This is a genomic window from Pseudomonas sp. QS1027 (assembly GCF_002814235.1).
GTDB lineage: Bacteria > Pseudomonadota > Gammaproteobacteria > Pseudomonadales > Pseudomonadaceae > Aquipseudomonas.
Genome location: NZ_PHSU01000003.1, coordinates 672,595 through 699,010, shown reverse-complemented (window position 1 = coordinate 699,010; position 26,416 = coordinate 672,595). Strand labels below are relative to the sequence as shown.

Genomic DNA, 26,416 nt, shown 5'->3' with positions numbered 1-26,416 from the left:
AACCTATTTCAGGACTAGACATGCAGGAATCACATCCTTGTAGGAACCGGCTTGCTGGCGATAGCGATCCTGCTGTCGCCAGAGAGCTTGTTGAATGGCCGTCTGCGACGGATCGCCATCAAGCCGGCTCCTACAAGATGGGCGTTCGACCGTTACTGGCGGACCAACCGCAGGTTCTGAAACTCGACCTTCTCGGTGCTGCGATACGGATTGATATCCAGCCCACCGCGCCGCACATAACGCGCATACACGGTCAACTTCTCCGGTTTCAACAAGCGTTGCAGGTCGAGGAAGATCCGCTCCACACACTGCTCGTGGAAGTCCGAGTGCTGGCGGAAACTCACCAGATACGCCAGCAGGCTGGCGTGATCCAGCGCCGCACCGCGATACTCCACCACCACACTGCCCCAATCCGGCTGGCTGGTCACCGGGCAATTGGATTTGAGCAAATGGCTGTGCACGGCCTCCTCGACCACCCGCGACGCATCGCAACGCAGCAGTTCCGGACGCGGATGAGCGTAGTCACTGACACTGATCTCCAGGTCATCGATGCACACGCCTGGCAAGGCGACCACACCTTCGGCCTGCACCTCGCTCAAATGGCGGACACGCACGCCCACCGGCTTGCCGGCGGCGGCCGACAGATCGGCACGCAGCACCGCTTCCAGGCTGGCCGTGTCGACGAACGGTGTCTGGTTCAGGGAGTTGAGGTATAGCTTGAAGGACTTGGATTCGATGATATTCGGCGAATCCGCCGGGATGCTGAACTCACCGATCGCCACCACCGGCTTGCCGGACGGCAGCAGCCAGGACAACTCGAAGCAGTTCCAGAAGTCCACGCCGACATACGGCAGGGTCTCGGCGCTCAGGCCCAGTTCGGCCCATTTGGCCGCCCGCGGAATCGGGAACAACAAGGAAGGCATGTAGGTGGCAATGTACTCACTGGACTTGCCCAGTGGCGAGTGTTCGGCGGCGGGATGCATGACAAAAACCTGACTGAATAAACCCCGCCAGTCTATCGCAAATCATCCGCGTGCACGAAAGCCCCCGACCCGGCCGGCCACTTCAAGGCGCAATCTTCAACGTCCCGACCATCCCTGCCTGGTAATGCCCGGGAATATTGCAGGCAAACTGCAGATTTTTCGCCTGGCTGAAGGTCCAGGTCAACTCGGAGGTCTTGCCCGGCTCCACCAGCACACTGTTGGGATCGTCATGCTTCATCCCGTGCCCCATGGCCGCGTGATCCATACCCGCCATATTCATGCCGGTGGCCGTCAATAGGCCACCTTGCTGCATCGTGAGCATCTCCTGCTGGTGCTCGGCATGGGCCGCCGCATGGCCCAGGTTGAATTCATGCAGCAGATGGCCTTTATTGATCAGCACGAAACGCACGGTTTCACCGGCCTTCACATCCAGCTCCCGGGTACTGAAGGCAATGTCGGTCATGGTCACTTCAACCGTGCGGGTGGCTTTGCTCGGCGGTGCCGGCTGGCCGAAGTCGTAGCTATCCGCAGGCGAGGCCCAGGCAGGAACACTACAAGCCAGCAAACCGGCCAGCAGCAGGCTGTTACGCAAAAACATAATCACACTCCAAGGGGATGGGCTCCAGGCTGTGTGAAACTGTAAGGCCCGCTCGCTGGCATTGAGCTGACCTTCAGATTACAACTTTGTCAGCTTGGCCCCCGTCCGGCGAGTGCGCGGTATAACGTTCCTGTGTCATTAGCCATGAGTCATCCATGAAATTGCTGATCGTCGAAGACCAACCGAAAACCGGTCATTACCTGCGCCAGGGCCTGAACGAGGCCGGCTTCAATACCGAACTGGTGGCCGACGGCATCACCGGCCAGCACCTGGCGCTGACCGGCGACTATGCGCTGCTGATCCTCGACGTCATGCTGCCCGGGCGCGATGGCTGGCAAATCCTCCAGGCCGTGCGCGGTGCAGGCCTGGACATTCCGGTGCTGTTCCTGACGGCCCGCGACGCCGTCGAGGACCGCGTCCACGGCCTCGAACTGGGCGCCGACGACTATCTGGTCAAGCCGTTCGCCTTTTCTGAACTGCTGGCCCGGGTCCGCAGCCTGTTGCGCCGGGGCAGCGCGGCCACCCAGGAAACCCATCTGCAACTGGCCGACCTGCGCCTGGACCTGATACGCCGCCGGGTCGAGCGGGCCGGGCAGCGCATCGACCTGACCGCCAAGGAGTTCGCCCTGCTGGAAATGCTCCTGCGGCGCCAGGGCGAGGTCCTGCCCAAATCCCTGATCGCGTCCCAGGTCTGGGACATGAATTTCGACAGCGACACCAATGTCATCGAAGTGGCGATCCGCCGCCTGCGCTTGAAGGTCGACGACGCCCATCCGCACAAGCTGATCCATACCGTACGCGGCATGGGTTATGTCCTTGAAGAGCGCAACGCCTGATGCGCCGCCTGTCTCTCGGCAGCCGCCTGGCCTTGCTGTTCGCCGCCTGCACCGCCGTGGTTTCGTTGAGTGCCGGTGTACTGTTCAACCGCGCCAGCGAGTCGCACTTCATCGAACTCGACCAGCAACTGCTCGACGCGCGCCTGGCGGCGCTGCGTGGCAGCCTGGCGGGAGTCGAGAGCCGCGACGACTTCCAGCAGCGCCGCGAACGGCTGCCAGCCGAGCTCAACCTCAGCCCTGATCTCGCCTTGCGCGTCAGCGGAGCCGATGGCCAGCGCTGGTTCAATGCCGCGAATGCCCTGCCCGACGACCTGCCGACGCAAGCCGGGCTTACCAGCCTGCGGATCGATGGCACCGCCTATCGGGTCTTCAACGCCCCGCTGGACCCGAACAAAGCCGACTCACCGCAACTGAGCCTGATCCTCGACATCACCCATCATCAGCATTTCCTGCAACGCATGCAGCACCTGATCTGGCTGACGGTCAGCCTCTCGGCTCTGGCCACCGCCCTCCTCGGCGCCTGGGCCGCGCGTAGCGGCTTGCGGCCGTTGCGGCGCATGAGTGAAGTCGCCGCCGGGGTTTCGGCGAGCTCGCTGACCCAGCGCCTGCCCGAGGAACAGATGCCACCGGAACTGGCGGAGCTGGCGCAGTCGTTCAATGCCATGCTCGCGCGCCTGGATGACTCCTTCCAGCGGCTCTCGGCCTTCTCCGCGGATATCGCCCACGAACTGCGCACGCCGCTGTCGAACCTGCTGACCCACACCCAGGTCACCCTGACCCGGCCCCGGACGCTGGAGGACTACCGCGAAACCCTGCACAGCAACCTCGAAGAGCTGCAATGGATGGCGCAACTGGTCAACGACATGCTCTACCTGGCCAAGGCTGACCACGGGCTGCTGACACCCCGGCGCGAGGCGCTCGAACTGGCCGATGAGGTGGATGCCCTGGTGGAGTTCTTTACGCCGCTGGCGGAAGAGAGTCGCGTGCGGCTCAAGCGTGAAGGCAAGGCGAGCCTGGCGGGTGATCGCGGCATGCTGCGTCGGGCGCTGTCCAATTTGCTGGACAATGCCTTGCGCTTCACACCCGAGGGCGGTGAGATCGCAGTCAGGCTGGAGCATGTGGCTCAAGGCTTGCGGGTCAGCGTCGAGAATACCGGGGAAGGTATTGCGCCGGGATTGTTGCCGCAGCTGTTCGACCGTTTTTATCGGGCTGATCCGGCACGCCGCGAAGGCAGCAGTGAACATGCGGGGCTGGGGCTGGCGATTACCCAGTCGATTGTTCGTGCCCATGGCGGACAGATTCGTTGTGAATCGGAGAGGGGCTGGACGCGGTTTGTGATCGAACTACCACGCCAGGCTTGAAACCGCCGCCAAACCTGTAGGAGCCGGCTTGCTGGCTCCTACAAGGGAACACATTCAGCCCCGAGCAGGCGAGGCAGCCCCTACAGACTTACGAATAACGCAGGGCGTGCGCCGGCTCGATCTTCGCCGCCCGATACGCCGGGTACAAGGTCGCCAGGAAGCTGAGAATAAACCCGGCCGAACAGATCAACAGCACATCCCCCGCCTGCAACTGCGACGGCAGGTTACTGACGAAATACACGTCGGAACTGAAGATATGCTGCCCGCTGACCCGCTCGATCCAGCCCACCATCTCACTGACATTCAGCGCCGCGATCACCCCCAGCACGCCGCCGATCAAGGTCCCGACAATCCCGATCACCGTGCCCTGGACCATGAAGATCGCCATGATCTGCCGTGGCGTGGCACCGATGGTGCGCAGGATCGCGATATCCGCGCCCTTGTCGTTCACCACCATGATCAGGGTCGCGATGATATTGAACGCCGCCACCGCGACGATCATCAGCAACAACAGGCCGATCATGGTCTTTTCCATCTTCATGGCACTGAACAGGCTGCCCTGGGTATGGGTCCAGTCATCCGCCTTGAAATCGCTGCCCAGGCCCGCGGCGATGTCCGCGGACACCTGCGGAGCCGCATACAGGTCCTTCACCGCCAGCCGCACGCTCTGCACCTGGTTCGGCTGCCAGTGCTGGATATCCGCCGCGTCACTCATATGGATCAGCGCCATGGAGCCATCCAGCTCGGCACCGACCTTGAACACCCCGACCACATTCAGACGCTGCAGGCGCGGAGTAATACCACCGGGCTCGGTGCTGGGCTCTGGAACGATCAGGGTCAACTTGTCGCCGACATTCACCCGGAAGCGCCGCGCGGTGATCTCACCGATCACCACCCCGAACTCACCCGGCCGCAGATCTTCCAGGCGGCCCTGGACAATATGCTGGGCAACAATCGACACCTTGCCTTCCTGGGCCGGATCGACGCCACTGATCTGGATCGGCTGCATCGAACCCTTGTAGGAGAGCATGCCGTCCATTTCGGTAAAGGGCACCGCCGCCGTCACTTCAGGATTCTTCAGCGCCGCGGCGGCCACCGGCTGCCAGTCGTCGATGGGCTTGACGCCAACGATGGTGGCGTGGGGCACCATGCCGAGGATCCGCGAACTCATTTCCTTCTGGAAACCGTTCATCACCGACAACACCACGATCATCGCCAGCACGCCCAGGGCGAGGCCGATCATCGAGGTCATCGAGATAAACGAGACAAAACGGTTGCGGCGCTTGGCGCGGGTATAGCGCGTGCCGATGAAAATCGATAACGGTCTGAACATTCGCTGGCCACCGTAGAAAAATAATCGACCCGGCACCCGCGTCATTCAACGGGTGCAGGTCCTGGCGAATCAGATAGCGACGAGTTTGCCGTCTTCCAGGTGCAACACACGATCCATCTGCCGGGCCAGGTTCATGTCGTGGGTCACCACCAGGAACGCCGTGCGCATCGAGGTGCTGAGTTCCAGCATCAGGTCCTGGATGCCCTGGGCGGTGTGGTGGTCGAGGTTGCCGGTAGGCTCGTCGAGCATCACCAACCCCGGCCTGTTCACCAGGGCCCGGGCAATCGCCACGCGCTGGCGCTCGCCACCGGACAACTCCGACGGTTTGTGCTCCAGGCGATGACCAAGGCCGACCCGCTCCAGCAACGCCGTGGCGCGCTGACGGGCTTCGGGAATCGCGGTGCGCCCGATCAGCAACGGCATGCAGACGTTCTCCAGCGCGGTGAACTCGGGCAGCAGGTGGTGGAACTGGTAGACGAACCCCAGCGAGCGGTTGCGCAGCAGGCCGCGGGCTTTCTCGCCCAGGGCGGAAAGCTCTTCGCCGGCCAGCCAGACACTGCCCTGGGACGGCGTATCGAGGCCACCCAGAAGGTTGAGCAAGGTACTTTTTCCCGAGCCCGAGCTGCCGACGATCGCCACCCGCTCACCGGCGTGCAGCTCCAGCTGCAGGCCCGACAGGACCACCACCGACTCCGGGCCTTCCTCGTAGGACTTGCCCAGGTTGCGGCAACTCAGCACTGCTTTTTCACTCATGCCCAACTCACTCATAACGTAGCGCCTCCGCAGGCTGGGTGCGCGCCGCACGCCAGGCTGGATACAGGGTGGCGAGGAAACTCAGGAGCAATGCCGCGCCGCAGACCATCAACACATCCTCGGCCATCAACTGGGACGGCAGGTAGTCGATGAAGTACACGTCGGCATTGAGAAACTTGTGCCCGATCAGGCGCTCGAGGGCGGCAATCGCGGCGCTGACGTTCAGCGCGGCGAGAATCCCGACCACCGCGCCGATCAGCGTACCGATCACCCCGATCACGGTGCCCTGGACCATGAAGATCGCCATGATCTGCCCTGGCGTGGAGCCCAGGGTGCGAAGGATGGCGATATCGCCCTTCTTGTCGTTCACCACCATCACCAGGGTCGAGATGATGTTGAACGCCGCCACCGCCACGATCAGCAGCAACAGCAGGCCGATCATGGCCTTTTCCATCTTGATCGCCTGGTACAGGTTGCCGTGGGTACGGGTCCAGTCACGGGCGTAATAATGACCATCGCCCAACTGCTGGGCGATCTCCCAGGCCGTGCGCGGGGCCTGGAACAGGTCGTCGAACTTCAGGCGCAGGCCCTGGACCTGATCCGGCTTCCAGCGATGCAGGCGCGCCAGGTCCTCGAGGTTGGTCACACCCAGGTAGCCGTCCAGCTCACCGGCGCCGACATGGAAGATGCCGACCACGGTGAAACGCTTCATCCGCGGAAACATCCCCGCCGGGGTCACCGTGACTTCCGGGGCGACGAAGGTCAGCTTGTCGCCGAGTCCGACGCCCAGCTTGGTCGCGGCCTTGTCGCCGATGACGATGCCGAAGCTGCCGGGGGTCAGCGCATCGAGCTGCCCCTGCTGCATGAACTGGTCAATGATCGAGACCTTGCGCTCCTGCGCCGGGTCGATGGCATTGAGGATCACCTTCTGCACCTGGCCGTTGTTGGTCAACAGGCCCTGCATCTGGGTGAACGGCGCGACGGCCTCTACCTTCGGGTTCTTGAGGATCTTGTCGGCCAGCGTCGGCCAGTGACTGATCGGCTCGTCGGACTCGATGGTCGCGTGGGGCACCATGCCCAGCACGCGGGTGCGCATCTCATGATCGAAGCCGTTCATCACCGAGAGCACCACGATCATCACGACCACGCCAAGCGCGAGTCCGATCATCGAAGTCAGGGAAATGAAAGACACAAAATGATTGCGACGCTTTGCACGGGTATAACGCGTGCCGATAAATACGAAGAGTGGTCTGAACATGTCGGGGCTTGTTCGAAGGAAAAGAAGACGTCCTTGTGGCGAGGTGGGGTCAGCAGCTTTACACTCAGACCATCGCCTCTGCCCTGGGTTCGCCATGTCGACATTAGATGAAGAAGATCGCCGCGAATACTACCGTATCGAGGACACGATCGCACTGGAAATCAGCCCTTTGTCCGCCCCCGACGCGGCGAACAAGGAAGTGTTGCAGGATGCTTCTCCGCTCTTCAACCTGCTGAGCGAACTGCACCTGAGCGAATTCGAGTCCCAGCACCTGTTACGCCAGGTCAGCGAGCGCGACCGAAGCCTGACCGCCTTTCTCAAGGCCCAGAACAGGCGTGTCGACCTGCTGAGCCAGGTGATGGCCTATTCGGTGCTGGGCGAGTTCGGCGAACCACAACGCGTGACCCTTTCCGAAGGCGGCCTGGAGTTCGAGCATCATATCGCCTATCCCGCCGGCAGCCACCTGGCGGTCAAGATGGTGCTGATGCCCCAGGCACTCGGGCTGTTGCTGCGGGCCAAGGTGACCCATTGCGCGCCCCGCCACTTCGGCACCTTCGATATCGGCACCGAGTTCGAAGCCTTGACCGACGCCCAACGCCAGTTGCTGGCGCGGCATATCCTGCAGAAACAGGCGCAGGAACGACGCCTGGCCCGGGAGCAGAACGATCCCGAGGCCACCTGACCCCCGCGACCGCAGCCAGCTTGCCGTCCTAACCTTGTAACCGTATTTTTTCTCCCTGAAGGAGCAGTCGTGACTCTGATTTATGGCCATCGTGGCGCCAAAGGTGAAGCACCGGAAAACACCCTGACCAGTTTCCAGGAATGCCTCAAGCACGGCGTGCGCCGTTGCGAGCTGGACCTGCACCTGTCCATGGACGGTGAACTGATGGTCATCCATGACCCGACCCTCAAGCGCACCACCGACCGCCGCGGCAAGGTGGTCGAACATTCCGCCGCCGAACTGGTGACCTATGACGCGCGCCAGGGCGGTCCGGGCTGGATCAAGCCCTGCCCGATTCCACGCCTGGAAGAATTGTTCGAGCAGTGCGATTTCGAGCACTGGCAACTGGAAGTCAAGAGTGCCTCGCGCACCCGGGCGGCGACCACCGTGCTGGCGATCCGCGAAATGGCCCAGCGTTTCGGCCTGCTGGACAAGGTCACCGTCACCTCCAGCTCCCGGGAAGTGCTCAAGGCAGCCCTGGAACTGACCCCGGACCTGTCACGCGGACTGGTAGCCGAATACGCCTGGCTCGACCCGTTGAAGGTCGCCCAGAGTTATGGCTGCGAGATTCTGGCGTTGAACTGGACACTCTGCACCCCGGAACGCCTGATCAAGGCCCAGCGTCAGGGTCTGCATGTGTCGGTGTGGACGGTCAACGAACCCGCGCTGATGCGCAGGCTCGCTGACTTCGGCGTCGATAGCCTGATTACAGACTTTCCCGGTTTGGCCACGGCCACACTTGGCAAAGGCTGAAATCGGTCTCCCCGGCCGGCTCAGGCCACCGGCCGGAGCCGCTCAAAAAAGCCGGTTGAGACCATCGTACGCCGCTACCCGATAGGCTTCGGCCATGGTCGGGTAGTTGAAGGTGGTGTTGACGAAGTACTTCAGGGTGTTGTTCTCACCCGGCTGGCTCATGATCGCCTGACCGATGTGCACGATCTCCGACGCCTGATAGCCGAAGCAGTGCACACCCAGCACTTCCAGGGTCTCACGGTGGAACAGGATCTTCAGCATGCCTTGCGGCTCGCCGGCGATCTGCGCCCGGGCCATGCTCTTGAAGAACGCCTTGCCGACTTCGTAAGGCACCTTGGCCTTGGTCAGCTCATGCTCGTTCTTGCCGATCGAGCTGATTTCCGGAATGGTGTAGATCCCGGTCGGCACGTCGTTGACATAACGCCAGCTGCCGTTGTCGACAATGCTGCCCGCCGCCGAACGCCCCTGGTCGTGGGCGGCACTGGCCAGGCTCGGCCAGCCGATCACATCACCGGCACCGTAGATGTTCGGCACGCAGGTGCGATAGTTCTCGTCGACCTCGATCTGGCCGCGGCTGTTGACCTTGACCCCGATGTTTTCCATGCCCAGCTTGTCGGTGTTGCCGGTCCGGCCGTTGCACCAGAGCAAGGCGTCGGCCTTGATCTTCTTGCCGGACTTCAGGTGCAGGATCACCCCGTTGTCCAGGCCTTCGACCCGGTCGTATTCTTCGTTATGACGCACGGTGATGTTGTTGTTGCTGAAGTGGTAGCTCAGGGCCTGGGAGATTTCCGAATCCAGGAAGCTGAGCAACTGGTCGCGGTTGTCCACCAGTTCCACCAGCACGCCGAGACCACTGAAGATCGAGGCGTATTCGCAACCGATCACCCCGGCACCGTAGATGATCAGCTTGCGCGGCGTGTGGCCGAGGCTGAGGATGGTGTCGCTATCGTAGATACGCGGATGGTGGAAATCGATATCGGCCGGGCGATACGGACGCGAACCGGTGGCGATGATGATGTGCTTGGCCACCAGTTTCTCGACCACCCCGTTGGAGCAGACCACTTCGACGGTCTGCTCGTCGGCGAAGCTGCCGGTGCCGAAGAACAGGTCAACCCGGTTGCGGGCGTAGAAGCCGGTGCGCGAAGCGACCTGCTTGGCGATGACCTTCTCCGCGCTTTTCAGCACGTCCGGGAAGGAAAACCAGCGCGGTTCACCAATGGCCCGGAACATCGGGTTGGTGTTGAACTGCATGATCTGCCGGACCGAGTGACGCAAGGCCTTGGACGGGATAGTCCCCAGGTGGGTGCAGTTACCGCCGACCTGGCGACGGCTGTCGACCATCGCCACCTTGCGCCCCGCTTTCGCGGCGTTCATTGCCGCGCCTTCACCAGCCGGGCCGGAACCCAGTACCACTACGTCGTAGTTGTAGACAGCCATGCGTACTCCTCAGAACAGGCCGAGGCACCCCTCTGGCACCTGCGGCTAAATCATGCCGCGGCCAGCGGCATGAAGGATCAAATCTCGGTGTGCAGTCTATAGAAGCTTCAACGCCGCGCACATTAACCCTTGGTCGCGTCGTAGGCCAGCTTTGCCTGCACTACATGTTATGCCCGTCACCCTTGGCCAGGCGCTCGAACGCCTGATTTGTCCGTGTGACGAAACCTGTATCGGCACGCATCACAAAAAATGCGGCAACCGCGTGTTTTTCCGCGTAATCCCAGCCGCGCTCGGGCCCGAGTATCAGCAACAGGGTCGACAGGCCATCGGCCATCAGCGTCGAAGGGTGAATCACCGTGACCGACGCCAGCTTGTGGGTAATCGGCGCACCGGTCAGGGCATCGAAGGTGTGGGAATAGCGTTTGCCATCCTGTTCGAAATAATTACGGTAGTCCCCCGACGTGGAAACGCCATAACCGTCAAGGGCGATGATGCGCTGCGCCACCTGCTGGTCGTCCCGTGGCACCTCCAGGGCGATCCGCCAGGGGCTGCCATCGGGCTTCTTGCCCACCGCCTTCAACTCGCCGGTGGCTTCGGCGAGGAAACTGTCCAGGCCCAACGTTTTCAATCGATCAACGATACGGTCCACCGTGTAGCCCGCCGCGATGCTGTTGAAGTCCACCTCCACGGCGGCATCCTTGCACAGTTGGCTGCCCTCGATCCGCAGATAGCGGTGGCCGACACGCTGGCGCACTTCGGCCAGCTGCGTCGCGTCCGGGACCTTTTCCTCACGCCCCTGCGGACCGAAGCCCCAGAGGTTCATCAAGGGCTCGACCGTCAGGTCGTAGGCACCGTCGCTGGCCCGGGACAGCTGCTCGCCAACCTGCACCAGTTCCAGGATCGAAGCCGGCATGACCTGGCAGCTGTGGGCCGGCAGCTCGTTGAAGCGCTCGATATCCGAGTCGCCGCGATAGGTCGACATCTGCCGGTCGACCTCGGCCAGGATCGCCTCGACCGCAGGTTTGACCTCGGTGACCGCCGGGCCACCGGCATGTCGAACGTACTGGATCGAATAGGTACTGCCCATGGTCGGGCCGCCAAACTGCTCCAGCGAATCGGCGTTGCCGCAACCGCCGAGCCAGAAAAAAACACTGCCCAGCACCAGGACTCGTAACAAAGACACGGCAGCCTGTGGATTTGACATAGTCTGTAGAAAGGCCCTTTTCGAGGTTGACCATTATGCGTCAGATAGCCGCCTGCCTATTGCTGATCTTCAGCTCGCTGACCTGGGCCGGCCCCGCCGAACGCCTGAAGGAAGCGCATTTCCCCAGCCAATGGCACAACGGCAGCGAAACCCTCGAACTCAAGGGGCAGACCGTCCTCACCTACCTCTGGGCCGATGTCTATGCCGCCGCGCTGTACAGCGCCCCCGGCATCAGCGCCCGTCAGGCCGTCGCCGAACTGCGCGACCAGCGCCTGGAGCTCTATTACTTTCGCGACATCGATCGCCTTGATGTGATCAAGGCCGCCACCGCCACCCTGCAACGCCAGCAAACAGCGGCCAACCTGCAACACCTGCAAGGCGAGCTGGACAGCCTGCACCAGAGTTTCAAGGACATTCAGCGCGGTGATCGTTATGCACTCGACTACCGGGTCGGACGCGGGCTGAATCTGGAGCGCAATGGCCAGGTCATCTTCAGCAGTCACGATCCGGAACTGGCCAGGGCGTACTTCGGTATCTGGTTGGCCCCCCAAGGCCTGTCGGACCCGTTACGGGAAACACTGCTGGCACAAAACCCTGGCTGAAGCCGTCTAGATCAAGGGTTGTGCCACTTAGCCAGCAGGCTAGGTTTTTTGTTGCCTGATGACCTTAATACACATATCGTTACAAAACTGTACTACTAGCGTGCATATGCCTGAAAGGTTCAGTAAGGACGAGCAAAGACGATGGATTGCTTATAAGAACAGACAAAGAGAGTAAATAAAATGGCCTCGAGTACGGGCAAGGGCAAGGCGATTTTTCGCGTTGTCAGCGGCAACTTCCTTGAGATGTTCGACTTCATGGTTTACGGCTTTTATGCCACGGCCATCGCTAAAACCTTCTTTCCTGCCGACAGCGCTTTTGCATCCCTGATGCTCTCGCTCGCCACCTTTGGTGCCGGCTTCCTGATGCGTCCGCTGGGTGCAATTTTCCTCGGTGCCTACATCGACCGCCATGGCCGCCGCCAAGGCCTGATCATCACCCTGGCGCTGATGGCCGCGGGCACGGTGCTGATTGCCTGCGTACCCGGTTATGCGACCCTGGGGGTTGCAGCACCGCTGCTGGTCCTGCTTGGCCGCTTGCTGCAGGGTTTCTCCGCCGGCGTGGAACTGGGCGGCGTCTCGGTCTACCTGGCGGAGATCTCGACCCCGGGCCGCAAGGGCTTTTTCGTCAGTTGGCAGTCCGCCAGCCAACAGGCCGCGGTGGTCTTCGCCGGTTTGCTGGGTGTGGGCCTCAACCACTGGCTGAGCCCCGAGCAAATGGGTGACTGGGGCTGGCGCGTGCCGTTCCTGGTGGGCTGCATGATCGTTCCGGCGATCTTCCTTATCCGTCGCTCGCTGGAAGAAACCCCTGAGTTCCAGGCCCGCAAGCATCGTCCGAGCCTGCAGGAAGTGGTGCGTTCGATCGCCCAGAACTTTGGCCTGGTCGTGGCGGGCATGGCGCTGGTGGTGATGACCACCGTGTCCTTCTACCTGATCACCGCCTACACCCCGACCTTCGGCAAGAACGAGCTGCACCTGTCGGACTTCGACGCGCTGCTGGTCACCGTGTGCATCGGTATCTCGAACTTCGTCTGGCTGCCGGTGATGGGTGCGCTGTCCGACAAGATCGGGCGCAAGCCGTTGCTGCTGGCGGCAACCATCCTGGCGATCCTCACGGCCTATCCGGTGCTGTCCTGGCTGGTGGCGGCCCCGAGCTTCAGCCACCTGCTGATCGCCGAACTGTGGCTGTCGTTCCTTTATGGCTCCTACAACGGTGCCATGGTGGTGGCGCTGACCGAAATCATGCCGGTCGAAGTGCGCACCACCGGTTTCTCCCTGGCCTACAGCCTGGCGACGGCGACCTTCGGCGGTTTTACGCCGGCGGCCTGTACCTACCTGATCCATGTGCTGGACAACAAGGCGGCACCGGGCATCTGGCTCAGTGGCGCGGCTGTACTCGGCCTGATCGCGACCCTGATCCTGTTCCGTGGCAACAAGCATGAACTGCGCACGGCGCAGATGGCAGTGTCCAGCAGAGGCTGACCGGACCCCGCCCTCTCAGCACCCCGCACAAACAAAAACGCCCCGACAAGTCGGGGCGTTTTCATTTGCGGCTATTGCTTAGCGCGGGAACGCAGGCGGGTTGACCCCGGCCATGTCTTCCATCACGCGGACCACCTGGCAGCTGTAACCGAATTCGTTGTCGTACCAGACGTACAGCACAACACGGTTGTCGTTGCAGATGGTCGCCTCGGCGTCGACCACACCGGCGTGGCGCGAGCCGACGAAGTCGGTGGAGACCACTTCCTGGGAATTGACGAAGTCGATCTGCTTGTGCAGATCCGAGTGCAGCGCCATGTAGCGCAGGTACTCGTTCATCTCTTCGCGAGTGCTGGCCTTCTCCAGGTTCAGGTTGAGAATGGCCATCGACACGTTCGGCGTCGGAACGCGGATCGCGTTACCGGTCAGCTTGCCGGCCAGCTCAGGCAGAGCCTTGGCAGCAGCGGTGGCGGCACCGGTCTCGGTGATCACCATGTTCAACGCGGCGCTACGGCCACGGCGATCGCCCTTGTGGAAGTTGTCGATCAGGTTCTGGTCGTTGGTGTACGAGTGAACCGTTTCAACGTGACCGTTGACGATACCGAACTTGTCGTTGACGGCCTTGAGCACCGGCACGATGGCGTTGGTGGTGCAGGACGCCGCGGAAACGATCTTGTCGTCAGCGGTGATTTCGCCATGGTTGATACCATGCACGATGTTCTTCAGCTTGCCCTTGCCCGGTGCGGTCAGGACAACGCGGTCGATCCCCGGGCAGGCCAGGTGCTGGCCCAGGCCTTCGGCGTCACGCCATACACCGGTGTTGTCCACCAGCAGGGCGTCCTTGATACCGTACTGGGTGTAATCCACCTCGGCCGGGTTCTTCGCGTAGATGACCTGGATCAGGTTACCGTTGGCGGTGATGGTGCTGTTTTCTTCGTCGATGGTGATGGTGCCGTTGAACGGACCATGGACCGAATCGCGACGCAGCAGGCTGGCGCGCTTGGTCAGGTCGTTGTCGGCCCCCTTGCGCACAACGATGGCACGCAGGCGCAGGCCGTCGCCGCCACCGGTTTTCTCGATCAGGATACGGGCCAGCAGGCGACCGATACGACCGAAACCGTACAGCACCACGTCAGTGCCCTTGCGACCGGCAGCGCTTTGCTGGCCAACCACATCAGCCAGTTCTTCGCGAACGAACTGTTCGGCGCTACGGCCATTGCCTTGCGCCTTGAATTTCACGGCCAGCTTGCCCAGGTCCACCGAAGCGGCACCCAGCTTGAGCTCGCTCATCGCCTTGAGCAGCGGGAAAGTCTCGTGGACGGACAGTTCGACATCATCACTCTGACGATGGCGAGCAAAGCGGTGAGCCTTGAGAATCGCGATGACAGACTGGTTGATCAGGCTGCGGCCATAGATCGAACTCACCACATTGTTATTGCGGTAGAGCTGACCGATAAGCGGGATCATCGCTTCTGCAAGCGCTTCACGATCAATCCACTCACCAAGACACTGGTCGGGCTTCTGAGTCACGGGAACCTTCCACATGTAGGGGCTGAAAAAAGGGGCTACATTATGCCGCCGAGTGGCCCTGCGAGCAATGCGCGCCTGTCGTGCATCCGGCAACAAAAACCCTTTTGAAAAAAATGCACCCCGCGCGAGCCCAGCAAATACGCGGCTTGCAGAAGGGCATAGGTTTGTCGGTCATTGGCGACTTGTCCGTAACCCTCCAAAACATACGCCCGATACGGCACTACATAATGGGCAGAAAAGCGCTATTTTTTGTCTTAGCCACTACATTTGCCTCAATGCGTAATAGAAACAGTCTGCAACTGACAGGCGGCACCCAGGACCGTTACAATTACCGACTTTGTCGCAACGCTTGGAGCTCAACCTTCCGTGCCCGTTCTGCGTCTACCGCTTCTCCCTGCCGCGGCAGGTAAACAGCACTGGGGCAATCTCCCCGGTGCCGCCCTGAGCCTGGCCATTGCCGAGGCTGCCAGCGCTGCCAAGCGCTTCACCCTGCTGTTGACCGCCGACAGCCAAAGTGCCGAACGGCTCGAACAGGAGCTGAGTTTCTTCGCCCCGGACTTGCCGGTGCTGCATTTCCCGGACTGGGAAACCCTGCCCTACGACCTCTTTTCGCCGCACCAGGACATCATCTCCCAGCGCATCGCCAGTCTTTATCGGCTGCCGGAGCTGGCCCATGGCGTGCTGGTGGTGCCGATCACCACCGCCCTGCACCGCCTGGCCCCGACCAAGTTCCTGCTGGGCAGCAGCCTGGTGCTGGATATCGGCCAGAAGCTGGACGTGGAGCAGATGCGTACACGGCTGGAGGCCACGGGTTACCGTTGCGTCGACACGGTCTACGAGCATGGCGAGTTCGCCGTGCGCGGCGCCCTGATCGACCTGTTCCCGATGGGCAGCAAGCTGCCGTACCGCATCGACCTGTTCGACGACGAAATCGAAACGCTGCGCACCTTCGACCCGGAAAACCAGCGCTCCATCGACAAGGTCGAGTCGGTACGCCTGCTGCCGGCCAAGGAGTTTCCGCTGCAGAAAGAGGCGGTCACCCGCTTCAAGGCGCGCTTTCGTGAACGCTTCGACGTCGACTTCCGTCGCTGCCCGATCTTCCAGGACCTGAACAGCGGGATCACCCCCGCCGGTATCGAGTACTACCTGCCGCTGTTCTTCGAGGAAACCTCGACCCTGTTCGACTACCTGCCCCAGGACACCCAGGTGTTCTCCCTGCCAGGCATCGAACAGGCGGCGGAAAACTTCTGGAACGACGTGCGCAACCGCTACGAGGAGCGCCGCGTCGACCCGACCCGGCCACTGCTGCCGCCGGCCGAACTGTTCCTGCCGGTGGAAGACTGCTTCGCCCGCCTGAAAAGCTGGCCGCGAGTGGTTGCCAGCCAGCAGGACGTGGAAACCGGCATCGGCCGTGAACGCTTCCCGGCCCGCGAGTTGCCGAACCTGGCGATCGAGGCCAAGGCCAACCAGCCGCTGGCGGCACTCTCCGCGTTCCTCGATGAGTTTCCCGGCCGCGTGCTGTTCACCGCCGAATCCGCCGGTCGCCGGGAAGTCCTGCTGGAGTTGCTCGAACGCCTGAAGCTGCGACCCAAGACCGTCGACAGCTGGCCGGACTTCGTCGCCGGCAAGGATCGCCTGGCGATCACCATCGCGCCGCTGGACGAAGGCCTGGTGCTGGACGATCCGGCCCTGGCGCTGGTAGCCGAAAGCCCGTTGTTCGGCCAGCGCGTGATGCAGCGCCGGCGTCGGGAAAAACGCGCCGATGCCAACAACGACGCGGTGATCAAGAACCTCACCGAGCTGCGTGAAGGTGCGCCGGTGGTACATATCGACCACGGTGTCGGCCGCTACCTGGGCCTGGCGACCCTGGAGATCGACAACCAGGTCGCCGAGTTCCTCACCCTGGCCTACGCCGAGGGTGCCAAGCTCTATGTGCCGGTGGCCAACCTGCACCTGATCGCCCGCTACACCGGCAGCGACGACGCCCTCGCCCCGCTGCACCGGCTGGGTTCGGAAACCTGGCAGAAAGCCAAGCGCAAGGCCGCCGAACAGGTTCGCGACGTCGCCGCCGAACTGCTCGATATCTACGCCCGCCGCGCCGCCCGCGAAGGTTATGCGTTCGCCGACCCGAAAGCCGACTACGCGACCTTCAGCGCCGGCTTCCCGTTCGAGGAAACCCCGGACCAGCAGACCACCATCGACGCCGTGCGCGCCGACATGCTCGCACCCAAGCCGATGGACCGCCTGGTCTGCGGCGACGTCGGCTTCGGCAAGACCGAAGTGGCCATGCGCGCGGCGTTTATCGCCGTGCACGGCGGCAAGCAGGTGGCGATCCTGGTGCCCACCACCCTGCTCGCCCAGCAGCACTACAACAGCTTCCGCGACCGCTTCGCCGACTGGCCGGTGAGCGTGGAGGTGATGAGCCGCTTCAAGTCCACCAAGGAAGTGAACGCCGCGGTGGCGGACCTCGCCGAAGGCAAGATCGATATCGTGATCGGCACCCACAAGCTGCTGCAGGACGATGTGAAGATCAAGAACCTGGGCCTGGTGATCATCGACGAAGAACACCGTTTCGGCGTGCGCCAGAAGGAACAGCTCAAGGCCCTGCGCAGCGAAGTCGACATCCTCACCCTGACCGCCACGCCGATCCCGCGCACGCTGAACATGGCCGTGTCGGGCATGCGCGACCTGTCGATCATCGCCACCCCGCCGGCACGCCGGCTGTCGGTGCGCACCTTCGTCATGGAGCAGAACAAGAGCACGGTCAAGGAAGCCCTGCTCCGCGAATTGCTGCGCGGCGGCCAGGTCTACTACCTGCACAACGATGTGAAGACCATCGAGAAATGCGCCGCCGACCTCGCCGAACTGGTCCCGGAAGCGCGTATCGGCATCGGCCACGGACAGATGCGCGAACGCGAACTCGAACAGGTGATGAGCGACTTCTACCACAAGCGCTTCAACGTGCTGATCGCCTCGACCATCATCGAGACCGGCATCGACGTGCCGAGCGCCAACACCATCATCATCGAGCGCGCCGACAAGTTCGGCCTGGCACAATTGCACCAGCTGCGCGGCCGGGTCGGACGCAGTCACCACCAGGCCTATGCCTACCTGCTGACCCCGGGTCGCCAGCAGATCACCCCCGACGCGGAAAAGCGCCTGGAAGCCATCGCCAATACCCAGGACCTCGGTGCCGGCTTCGTGCTCGCCACCAATGACCTGGAAATCCGTGGCGCCGGCGAACTGCTGGGCGACGGCCAGAGCGGGCAGATCCAGGCGGTAGGATTTACCCTTTACATGGAAATGCTCGAGCGCGCGGTCAAGGCCATTCGCAAGGGCGAGCAACCCAACCTCGACCAGCCCCTGGGCGGTGGTCCGGAAATCAACCTGCGCCTGCCGGCGCTGATTCCCGAAGACTACCTGCCGGACGTGCATGCACGGCTGATCCTCTACAAGCGCATCGCCTCGGCGACCGACGAAGAGGGTCTCAAGGACCTGCAAGTGGAAATGATCGACCGCTTCGGCCTGCTGCCGGAGCCGACCAAGAACCTTGTGCGCCTGACCCTGCTCAAGCTGCAGGCCGAGCAACTGGGCATCAAGAAGGTCGACGGCGGTCCGCAAGGCGGGCGCATCGAGTTCGCCGCGGACACCCCGGTCGATCCGCTGTCGCTGATCAAGTTGATCCAGGGCCAGCCCAACCGCTACAAATTCGAAGGTGCGACCCTGTTCAAGTTCATGGTACCGATGGAACGTGCAGAAGAGCGCTTTAATACACTGGAGGCGCTGTTCGAACGCCTCACCCCGAAAACTGCCTGAAGGACGCCGTATGCGCCTGATACCCTCGCTGGCCTTGTTGTTGGTCCTGATCGCCCCGGCGGCGTTGGCCGACGAGTTGTATCAGATCGAAATGATCCTGATCCGGCAGAACCTGGAGCAACCCTTCCAGAGCCAACCGGCGCCCGAGGATTGGGCCAAGGGGGCCAAGCCGGTCACCGCCGACCAGGAACGCACCCCCAGCCTCAATGACATGACCGCCAAGCTCGGCGCCAGCGGCAACTACGAGGTGCTGCTGCACAAGGCCTGGCAACAGCCCCTGGGCGACCAGCCGAGCCTGATCTCGATCACCGAGGGCCAGGAACAGTTCGGCCAGTTCCCGGTGCAAGGCACCCTGAGCCTGACCCTCAAGCGTTTCACCGACGTGCAGGCGCAGTTCTGGGTCAACCAGTTCGACAACAACGGCGTGGTCAGTGCCAGCGAACGCTTGAACCAGACCAGCCAGACCAAGAACGGTCAACTCAACTTCCTCGATGCCGGCCACCTCGCCCTGCTGCTCAAGGTGACCTCACTCGCCGCATCGAAACGCGAAGCGCCGTCACAGAATCTCGACCAGTGAAAGTCCGATGCCCTCGTCCCTGACGCCCGCCCTGACGAAACCGCTCGCCGCGTCCTGGGTCAGTCGCTTCAAGGAACAGAGCCTGGAGCGTGGCCGACGTTACGCCCTGGAAAACCGCGTGAGGATCGTCCAGGCCGGCGACAGCACCATAACCGCCAGTTGCGAAGGCTCGGGCGGCAATACCTATCGCCAGACCATTCACCTGCGTGAGTCCGCCAAAGGCACGCTGCTGCTGGTCGACGCCACCTGCACCTGCCCGGTGCGCACCTGCTGCAAGCACACCGCCGCGGTGTTGCTGCAAGTCCAGGAAACCCTGGCCTATCCCGCTGCGGAAAAAGACGCCCAATTGCTGGAAAAACTCCAGGCCGTGCTGGATGCGCGCACGCCGTCGCCCTTGCCGCAACAGCAGATCGATGACCTGATGCCGGTGCCGCGCCTGTGGCTGGCGAGCATCGAGTTCAGCGCCTTCGAACCGCGCAACGGGCGGATGCAGCGCTATATCCAGCACCGCGCGGCACTGTCCTTCGAGTACCTGGGCGAATACGTCAGCGGGCAGAAAAACGCCGATATCATCCTGCGCCAGGAACACCAGAGCCTGCGCATCAAGCGCCAGCTTGAAGCGGAAAGGGCCTGTCGCGAGCAATTGCGCGTGCTGGGATTCAAGATCGCCACGCGCCAGAGCAAGGCGTTGCCGGAAAGTGCCGGCGAGCTGTTCGAAATGGTCAATGACAGCGCCTGGCTGAATTTCACCCTCAACGAACTGCCGGGCCTGCGCGCCCAGGGCTGGGAACTGCAGATCGAGGATGACTTCGGTTTCGACCTCAGCCCCGTGGAAGACTGGTACGCCACGGTCGACGAAGCCCCCGAGCGCGACTGGTTCGACCTCGAACTGGGGATCATCGTCAATGGCGAACGCCTGAGCCTGCTGCCGATCCTGCTGAACCTGGTGCGCTCGCACACCGAACTGCTCAATCCCGAGCGCCTGGCCCGGCGCCGCGACGACGAACTGATCCTGGTGAATATCCCGGCCTCCCCCGCCGGTAACCATGGGCCACTCCAGGTCGCCTTGCCCTATGGGCGCCTGCGGCCGGTACTGAACACCCTGGGCGAGTTCTACCTGCAGGAACCCGGCACCACGCGCCTGCGCCTGAGTCATGCCGATGCGACCCGGCTCAATCCACTGGACGAGCTGTCACTGCTCTGGGAAGGCGGCGAACAGATCCGTGGCTTCGCCCAGCGACTGCGGGATATCCGCGACTACAGCGCAACGCTTCCCGAAGGCCTCAACGCAACGCTGCGCCCCTACCAGCACGAAGGCCTGAGCTGGATGCAATCGCTGCGGCAACTGGAAGTCGGCGGCATCCTGGCCGATGACATGGGCCTGGGCAAAACCCTGCAGACCCTGGCGCACATTCTCAGCGAAAAGCAGGCCGGACGCCTCGACCGCCCGTGCATGGTGGTGATGCCCACCAGCCTGATTCCCAACTGGCTGGACGAGGCCGCGCATTTCACCCCGCAGCTCAAGGTGCTGGCGCTGTACGGCGCCGGGCGCAAGAAGCATTTCGAGCAGTTGCAGGACTACGACCTGCTGCTCACCACCTACGCCCTGCTGCCCAAGGATATCGAACTGCTCAAGGCCCAGCCGCTGCACGTGCTGGTACTCGACGAGGCGCAGTACATCAAGAATCCGGGCAGCAAGGCCGCCCAGGCCGCCCGTGAACTGGACGCGCGGCAACGCCTGTGCCTGAGCGGTACGCCGCTGGAAAACCACCTGGGCGAGCTCTGGTCGCTGTTTCACTTCCTGCTGCCGGGCTGGCTGGGGGACGTCAAGAGCTTCAACCGCGACTATCGGACGCCGATCGAAAAACACGCCAGCGAAGTCCGCCTGCAACACCTCAACGGCCGGATCAAACCCTTCCTGCTGCGCCGCACCAAGGAACAGGTGGCCACCGAGCTGCCACCCAAGACCGAGATCATCCACTGGGTCGAGCTCAACGAGGCCCAGCGCGACGTCTACGAGACCATGCGCCTGGCCATGGACAAGAAGGTCCGCGCCGAGATCACCCGCAAAGGCGTGGCCCGCAGCCAGATCATCATCCTCGAGGCGCTGCTCAAGCTGCGCCAGGTCTGTTGCGACCTGCGCCTGGTCAACGAAGCGCCGCTGCCCGCGCGCGGCAGCGCTTCCGGCAAGCTCGACAGCCTGATGGAGATGCTTGAGGAATTGTTCGACGAGGGGCGGCGGATCCTGTTGTTCTCGCAGTTCACCTCGATGCTGTCACTGATCGAGTTGGAGTTGCGTAAACGCGGGGTGGCCTACGCACTGCTGACCGGGCAGACCCGTGACCGGCGCACGCCGGTCAAGGACTTCCAGAGTGGCAAGTTGCAGATTTTCCTGATCAGCCTCAAGGCTGGCGGCGTGGGGCTGAACCTCACCGAAGCCGACACGGTGATCCACTACGATCCGTGGTGGAACCCGGCTGCCGAACATCAGGCGACGGACCGTGCCTATCGGATTGGCCAGGAGAAGCCGGTGTTCGTCTACAAGATGATTGCCCGTGGCACGGTTGAGGAAAAGATCCAGCACCTGCAACGGGAAAAATCGGACCTGGCCGCCGGCGTGCTCGATGGCCGCCAGGCCGGCGACTGGCAATTGCAGAACGACGATATCGAAGCCTTGTTCGCGCCACTGCCGGACAAGAAAGCGGGTCGTTAGCCTTAGCCGCCCGCTGCGAGCACCCGAGCCAGGGTCGACTTCACCTGCCCCATGCCGTCATGCAAGGCCTGCTCGATCTCGGCCATGGTAATGACCGCCGTCGACTTGCCCGCCGCCGGATTCACCACCAATGCCAGGCAGGCATAGTCCAGCTCAAGCTCGCGAGCCAGCGCGGCTTCCGGCATACCGGTCATGCCGACGATATCGCAACCATCACGCTCCAACCGGGCGATCTCGGCCACTGTCTCCAGGCGCGGCCCCTGGGTGCAGGCATAGACGCCATGGCTGCTGTAGGCACAACCCTCAGCCGCCAGCGCCGCAATCAACTGTGCCCGCAAGACTTCGCTGTAGGGATAGCTGAAATCGATGTGGGTCACCTGCTCCAGGTCATCGGCAAAGTAGGTGTGCTGACGTCCGCTGGTGTAGTCGATCAGTTGATGCGGCACGCAAAAATGCCCGGTACCCATCGCCGCATGAATCCCGCCCACGGCGTTGACCGCCAGGATCGCCTCCGCACCCGCCTGTTTCAGCGCCCAGAGGTTGGCCCGGTAATTCACCTGATGCGGCGGGAAACGGTGCGGATGCCCGTGACGCGCCAGGAACAGCACTTCACGCCCGGCGTATTCACCGATCTGGATATCCGCCGAAGGGGCGCCGTAGGGCGTATCCAACGCCAACGACTGGCGAATGCTCAAGCCTTCGAGTTGCGTCAGGCCCGTGCCGCCGATAATTGCGTAAACCGTCATGCAAGATTCCTCAGTCAATCAGTTGAGCATCTTTAAGCGCCATCAGCGCCGACAACCAGCGTGGGTCCTGGCGATAATCCGTGTGGGCGAACCCCTGGCCGCGCATCCGCGCAATACGTGGCGACGGCTGGACCTTCAGGCGCTGGACGGCACTCAAGGCCAGTTCGGCGGCCGCACGGTCGTTGCACACCAGGCCCATGTCGCAGCCGGCGGACAACGCCGCTTCGATCCGGCTGGCGGCGTCGCCGACCACATGGGCACCGGCCATCGACAGGTCATCACTGAAGATAACCCCGTCAAATTGCAATTCGCCACGCAGGATCTCCTGCAGCCAACGGCGCGAGAAACCGGCCGGTTGCGCATCGACCTGTGGATAAATCACATGGGCCGGCATCACTGCGGCAAGCTGTTTGCTCAAGCGGGCAAAAGGCAGCAGGTCATTGGCACGGATTTCGTCCAGGCTGCGTTCATCGGTGGGAATCGCTACATGGGAGTCGGCTTCAGCCCAGCCATGGCCGGGAAAATGCTTGCCGGTGGCGGCCATGCCGGCACTGTTCATCCCACGGATAAACGCCCCGGCGAGCAATGCCGCACGTTCGGGATCACCCTCGAAGGCACGACTGCCAACCACCGCGCTGCGCTGGTAGTCGAGGTCCAGGACCGGCGCGAAGCTGAGGTCCAGGCCCACCGCCAAAACCTCGGTCGCCATCAGCCAGCCGCACTGCTCGGCCAGGTATTCGGCGTTCGGATTGTCGGCAAGCGCGCGCATCGCCGGCAAACGCACGAACCCCTGGCGCAGGCGCTGCACCCGTCCGCCTTCCTGGTCGACCGCCAGCAGCAGGTCCGGGCGCACGGCGCGAATCGCCGCGCTCAGTTCGCGGACCTGACGCGGATGCTCGATATTGCGCGCAAAGATGATCAGCCCGCCAACTTGCGGCTGGCGCAACAACTGGCGATCTTCGGCCGTCAGCCAGGTACCGGCGACGTCCACCATCAGGGAGCCTTGCAGGGCAGTACTCATAGGGAATCCTTGGACAAAAGTGCCCATTGCCCTCGCGGGCCTGCACGCCAGGCGGCGACAGACAGGCACGGCAACGCCTTGCCATGGACAACGCCAGGCAAGCAGGAACGGGCAAGGGAGACTTGGAACAGAAAGAAATCAGGCATGGGCGGCAGCTTAGCGGATCGAAGCCGGCGCGCCCACCCGTAGTGCGTTAAACCTTGGCTGCCGCAGTCGTAGCCGGCGCCGGCGTCGACTTGCTACGCGGACGCAACTGCGCCGCCGCCATGGAGGCATCGGTCACACCGCTGTCGGCGCGCATGCCGGCCGCGAGGAACGGCACCATCAGGCGCATGACCTGCTCGATGGAGGTATTGACCCCGAAGTCGGTCTCGGCAATCGCCCGCAGGGCCTTGATACCCGACATGCTGAACGCCGCCGCACCGAGCATGAAGTGCACGCGCCAGAACAGCTCGATTGGGGGAATTCGTGGCGCTGCATCGTTGACCAGCAACATATAGCGGCGGAACACCTTGCCGTACATGTCTTCCAGGTAACGCCGCAGGTGGCCCTGGCTCTGGCTGAAGGCCAGACCCAGCAAGCGCATGAAGATCGACAGGTCGTTGCCGCTGCGCGGTTGTACCACCAGGGCCTGCTCAACGAGGATTTCCAGCAGTTCTTCCAGCCCGGGCTTGACCTCGGGCTTGGCCTGGCGGCGCTCCAGCTCACGGTCGAGGCTGATGCAGAACGGGCCGAGGAAGCGCGAGAACACCGCCTGGATCAGGGCTTTCTTCGAGCCGAAATGGTAGTTCACCGCCGCGAGATTGACCCCCGCCTTGCTGGTGATCAACCGCAATGAGGTCTCGGCGAAACCTTTTTCCGCGAACAATTGCTCGGCAGCATCGAGAATGCGTTCAACGGTTTCCGACTGGGCCATGGTTACTCCGCCTGACAAACACTTGTTTGAAACATACGTTTCAGCCCCAGGAATGTCAAGCCTGACGGTCCGTTCGTGGCCCGTCGGTCAGGCATTAAATCATACAAACCCTGGCCTGTAGCCATCCCCCCGATCCGGCTCGGACACCCTGGCCCGGCGACCGTCTGGCGGACGTCAGAAAAAGGAGGATTGCCAAGCGCCTTGCACTGTATATAATCCCAGTCACTGTATAAAAAGACAGAGCGCTCAAAATGATAAAACTGACGCCACGCCAAGCTGAGATTCTGGCCTTTATCAAACGATGCCTGGAGGATAATGGCTATCCGCCAACCCGCGCGGAAATTGCCCTGGAACTCGGCTTCAAATCACCGAACGCGGCTGAAGAGCACCTCAAGGCCCTGGCCCGCAAGGGTGCGATCGAAATGACCCCGGGCGCATCCCGCGGCATTCGTATCCCCGGCTTCGAAGCCAAGACCGATGAATCCACCCTGCCGATCATCGGCCGCGTGGCCGCCGGTGCGCCGATTCTCGCCCAGCAGCACGTCGAGGAATCCTGCAACATCAACCCGACCTTCTTCCATCCCCGGGCCGACTATCTGTTGCGCGTTCACGGCATGAGCATGAAGGACGTCGGCATTTTCGACGGCGACCTGCTGGCCGTGCACACCTGCCGAGAAGCCCGCAACGGCCAGATCGTGGTGGCGCGGATCGGCGAGGAAGTCACCGTCAAGCGCTTCAAGCGCGAAGGCAGCAAGGTCTGGCTGCTGGCGGAAAACCCCGAGTTCGCCCCCATCGAAGTCAACCTGAAAGATCAGGACTTCGTCATCGAAGGTTTGAGTGTCGGCGTTATTCGCCGCTGAAGGAGGCGTCATGCAATTCCAGCAAACCCCACAACACCCACAGCTTTCCCTGTTCGAAGCGTTCATGGCGCAACCCCTCGCGCCCCTGCTCAAGGAGGTGGTCGAAGCCCCCTGGAGCACTGAGCCAGAAGTTTTCAGTGAGCTGTCGTTGCGGGGCGCTGCCGGGAGTTGCCTGAGCCTGCTGGCGCCGATCCTGCGGGAATTGAGCCAGGATCAGGAAGCCCGCTGGCTGACCCTGATCGCCCCGCCATCGAGCCTGACCCAGGCGTGGTTGCGGGATGCCGGACTCAACCGGGAACGGATTCTGCTCCTGCAACCCAGCAGCGCTCAAAACGCCCAGCAATTGACCTGTGAAGCCTTGCGCCTGGGCCGTAGCCACACCGTGGTCAGCTGGCTGAATCCGCTGAACGCCAACGCGCGTCAACAGTTGATCAGCGCGGCTCGTCAAGGCGATGCGCAAAGTCTGAATATTCGCTTGGGCTGACTGATTGAACGGCCGTCAGGGCCGGTGCTTCATGCTGATCGCTTCAGGGCTTCTCCAGGACAGAGAAGCCGATCTGAAACAGCGCCGAACGAGCCTCGGTTCAGTGAAGAACCCGTGGCCCGCCGTCGTCCTTCTCGATCTCACCTTCGGCCAAACGCCCGGCCATCTGCACGCCCACGCTCAACATGGCCTTGGCCACCTCTACATGCTGGCCCTGCAGGAACGCCTTGGCATCTTCGGAAAAGTTAAGGGTCACCAGAGAACCTTCGTCCTCGGCCCGGCGCAGCTCGATACGGCCGTCCGGCAGCTCGACAATTTCTAGAAAGGACGTAGGCATAGTGTCTGTTCTCCACGAAAGGCCATCATTATATCAGTCATCAACGGCACCTCGCAGGAGAACTGAAGCGCTTTCTTTACCGCTTGATGAACATCTGACAG

23 protein-coding genes are annotated in these 26,416 nt (G+C 62.5%); 11 read left to right on the top strand and 12 right to left on the bottom strand.

Translation table 11 applies throughout. The annotated features are described in order from the left end of the window. Positions 1–152: 152 nt before the first annotated feature. Both queF and CWE01_RS03910 read right to left on the bottom strand, forming a co-directional pair. A complete protein-coding gene (gene queF / locus CWE01_RS03915; protein WP_100939197.1) occupies positions 153–983 on the bottom strand; it encodes an NADPH-dependent 7-cyano-7-deazaguanine reductase QueF in 831 nt (276 codons plus the stop codon). 82 nt (positions 984–1,065) lie between these two features. After that, complete coding sequence (locus tag CWE01_RS03910) at positions 1,066–1,581, bottom strand: plastocyanin/azurin family copper-binding protein (RefSeq protein WP_100939196.1); 516 nt, start codon at positions 1,579–1,581, stop codon at positions 1,066–1,068. Positions 1,582–1,736: 155 nt separating this feature from the next. On the opposite strand from CWE01_RS03910, the gene CWE01_RS03905 reads away from it, so the two are divergent. Both CWE01_RS03905 and CWE01_RS03900 read left to right on the top strand, forming a co-directional pair. After that, the gene (locus tag CWE01_RS03905; RefSeq protein ID WP_100939195.1) at positions 1,737–2,417 is read left to right on the top strand and encodes a heavy metal response regulator transcription factor; all 681 of its coding nucleotides are present in this window, start codon (positions 1,737–1,739) and stop codon (positions 2,415–2,417) included. Beyond that, positions 2,417–3,778 carry a heavy metal sensor histidine kinase gene (locus tag CWE01_RS03900; RefSeq protein WP_100939194.1) on the top strand — a complete coding sequence of 454 codons (1,362 nt, stop codon included), beginning with the start codon at positions 2,417–2,419 and terminating at the stop codon, positions 3,776–3,778. The genes CWE01_RS03905 and CWE01_RS03900 overlap by 1 nt, the downstream gene beginning before the upstream one ends. Before the next feature lie 88 nt (positions 3,779–3,866). Here the strand turns inward: CWE01_RS03900 and CWE01_RS03895 are convergent, their stop codons facing one another. The 3 genes from CWE01_RS03895 to CWE01_RS03885 form a co-directional block, all read right to left on the bottom strand. Continuing rightward, entirely contained in the window at positions 3,867–5,111 is a 1,245-nt protein-coding gene (locus CWE01_RS03895) for a lipoprotein-releasing ABC transporter permease subunit (RefSeq protein ID WP_100939193.1), read from the bottom strand. A gap of 69 nt (positions 5,112–5,180) precedes the next feature. Beyond that, positions 5,181–5,864 carry a lipoprotein-releasing ABC transporter ATP-binding protein LolD gene (lolD, locus tag CWE01_RS03890; RefSeq protein ID WP_177410446.1) on the bottom strand — a complete coding sequence of 228 codons (684 nt, stop codon included), beginning with the start codon at positions 5,862–5,864 and terminating at the stop codon, positions 5,181–5,183. A gap of 7 nt (positions 5,865–5,871) precedes the next feature. Then, a complete protein-coding gene (locus CWE01_RS03885; RefSeq protein WP_100939191.1) occupies positions 5,872–7,122 on the bottom strand; it encodes a lipoprotein-releasing ABC transporter permease subunit in 1,251 nt (416 codons plus the stop codon). Between the two features lie 94 nt (positions 7,123–7,216). On the opposite strand from CWE01_RS03885, the gene CWE01_RS03880 reads away from it, so the two are divergent. Both CWE01_RS03880 and CWE01_RS03875 read left to right on the top strand, forming a co-directional pair. After that, the gene (locus CWE01_RS03880; RefSeq protein ID WP_100939190.1) at positions 7,217–7,804 is read left to right on the top strand and encodes a PilZ domain-containing protein; all 588 of its coding nucleotides are present in this window, start codon (positions 7,217–7,219) and stop codon (positions 7,802–7,804) included. Between the two features lie 69 nt (positions 7,805–7,873). After that, a complete protein-coding gene (locus tag CWE01_RS03875; protein WP_100939189.1) occupies positions 7,874–8,596 on the top strand; it encodes a glycerophosphodiester phosphodiesterase family protein in 723 nt (240 codons plus the stop codon). A 42-nt stretch (positions 8,597–8,638) separates the two neighbouring features. On the opposite strand, the gene sthA is transcribed toward CWE01_RS03875, so the two are convergent. Both sthA and CWE01_RS03865 read right to left on the bottom strand, forming a co-directional pair. Further along, positions 8,639–10,033, bottom strand: a complete 1,395-nt coding sequence (gene sthA / locus CWE01_RS03870; protein ID WP_100939188.1) for a Si-specific NAD(P)(+) transhydrogenase — start codon at positions 10,031–10,033, stop codon at positions 8,639–8,641. Between the two features lie 160 nt (positions 10,034–10,193). Further along, positions 10,194–11,237: an FAD:protein FMN transferase gene (locus tag CWE01_RS03865; protein WP_100939187.1), complete on the bottom strand. Its 1,044-nt coding sequence runs from the start codon at positions 11,235–11,237 to the stop codon at positions 10,194–10,196. 35 nt (positions 11,238–11,272) lie between these two features. On the opposite strand from CWE01_RS03865, the gene CWE01_RS03860 reads away from it, so the two are divergent. Beyond that, positions 11,273–11,839, top strand: a complete 567-nt coding sequence (locus tag CWE01_RS03860; protein WP_100939186.1) for a chalcone isomerase family protein — start codon at positions 11,273–11,275, stop codon at positions 11,837–11,839. 180 nt (positions 11,840–12,019) lie between these two features. Further along, positions 12,020–13,318, top strand: a complete 1,299-nt coding sequence (locus CWE01_RS03855) for an MFS transporter (protein ID WP_100939185.1) — start codon at positions 12,020–12,022, stop codon at positions 13,316–13,318. A 78-nt stretch (positions 13,319–13,396) separates the two neighbouring features. On the opposite strand, the gene CWE01_RS03850 is transcribed toward CWE01_RS03855, so the two are convergent. Next, a complete protein-coding gene (locus CWE01_RS03850) occupies positions 13,397–14,860 on the bottom strand; it encodes a glyceraldehyde-3-phosphate dehydrogenase (protein ID WP_100939184.1) in 1,464 nt (487 codons plus the stop codon). A gap of 351 nt (positions 14,861–15,211) precedes the next feature. Between CWE01_RS03850 and mfd the strand changes: the two genes are divergently transcribed. Genes mfd through CWE01_RS03835 form a run of 3 tightly spaced genes read left to right on the top strand, consistent with a single transcriptional unit; the run spans position 15,212 to position 21,951 of the window. Continuing rightward, a complete protein-coding gene (gene mfd / locus CWE01_RS03845) occupies positions 15,212–18,661 on the top strand; it encodes a transcription-repair coupling factor (RefSeq protein ID WP_100939183.1) in 3,450 nt (1,149 codons plus the stop codon). Between the two features lie 10 nt (positions 18,662–18,671). Next, positions 18,672–19,238, top strand: a complete 567-nt coding sequence (locus CWE01_RS03840; RefSeq protein WP_100939182.1) for a CsiV family protein — start codon at positions 18,672–18,674, stop codon at positions 19,236–19,238. A gap of 19 nt (positions 19,239–19,257) precedes the next feature. Next, positions 19,258–21,951 (top strand): DEAD/DEAH box helicase, encoded by a 2,694-nt coding sequence (locus CWE01_RS03835; protein ID WP_100939224.1) that lies wholly within the window; start codon positions 19,258–19,260, stop codon positions 21,949–21,951. 2 nt (positions 21,952–21,953) lie between these two features. On the opposite strand, the gene CWE01_RS03830 is transcribed toward CWE01_RS03835, so the two are convergent. The 3 genes from CWE01_RS03830 to CWE01_RS03820 form a co-directional block, all read right to left on the bottom strand. After that, entirely contained in the window at positions 21,954–22,697 is a 744-nt protein-coding gene (locus CWE01_RS03830) for an S-methyl-5'-thioinosine phosphorylase (RefSeq protein ID WP_100939181.1), read from the bottom strand. Between the two features lie 10 nt (positions 22,698–22,707). Beyond that, positions 22,708–23,706, bottom strand: a complete 999-nt coding sequence (gene nagZ / locus CWE01_RS03825; protein WP_177144816.1) for a beta-N-acetylhexosaminidase — start codon at positions 23,704–23,706, stop codon at positions 22,708–22,710. 205 nt (positions 23,707–23,911) lie between these two features. Further along, complete coding sequence (locus CWE01_RS03820; RefSeq protein WP_100939179.1) at positions 23,912–24,634, bottom strand: TetR/AcrR family transcriptional regulator; 723 nt, start codon at positions 24,632–24,634, stop codon at positions 23,912–23,914. Between the two features lie 251 nt (positions 24,635–24,885). Between CWE01_RS03820 and lexA the strand changes: the two genes are divergently transcribed. Both lexA and sulA read left to right on the top strand, forming a co-directional pair. Next, positions 24,886–25,494 carry a transcriptional repressor LexA gene (gene lexA, locus CWE01_RS03815; RefSeq protein WP_100939178.1) on the top strand — a complete coding sequence of 203 codons (609 nt, stop codon included), beginning with the start codon at positions 24,886–24,888 and terminating at the stop codon, positions 25,492–25,494. 10 nt (positions 25,495–25,504) lie between these two features. Beyond that, the gene (gene sulA, locus CWE01_RS03810) at positions 25,505–25,978 is read left to right on the top strand and encodes an SOS-induced cell division inhibitor SulA (protein WP_100939177.1); all 474 of its coding nucleotides are present in this window, start codon (positions 25,505–25,507) and stop codon (positions 25,976–25,978) included. Between the two features lie 100 nt (positions 25,979–26,078). Here sulA and CWE01_RS03805 read toward each other — a convergent pair whose 3' ends face one another. Beyond that, positions 26,079–26,315, bottom strand: a complete 237-nt coding sequence (locus tag CWE01_RS03805) for a hypothetical protein (protein ID WP_100939176.1) — start codon at positions 26,313–26,315, stop codon at positions 26,079–26,081. Positions 26,316–26,416: the final 101 nt, after the last annotated feature.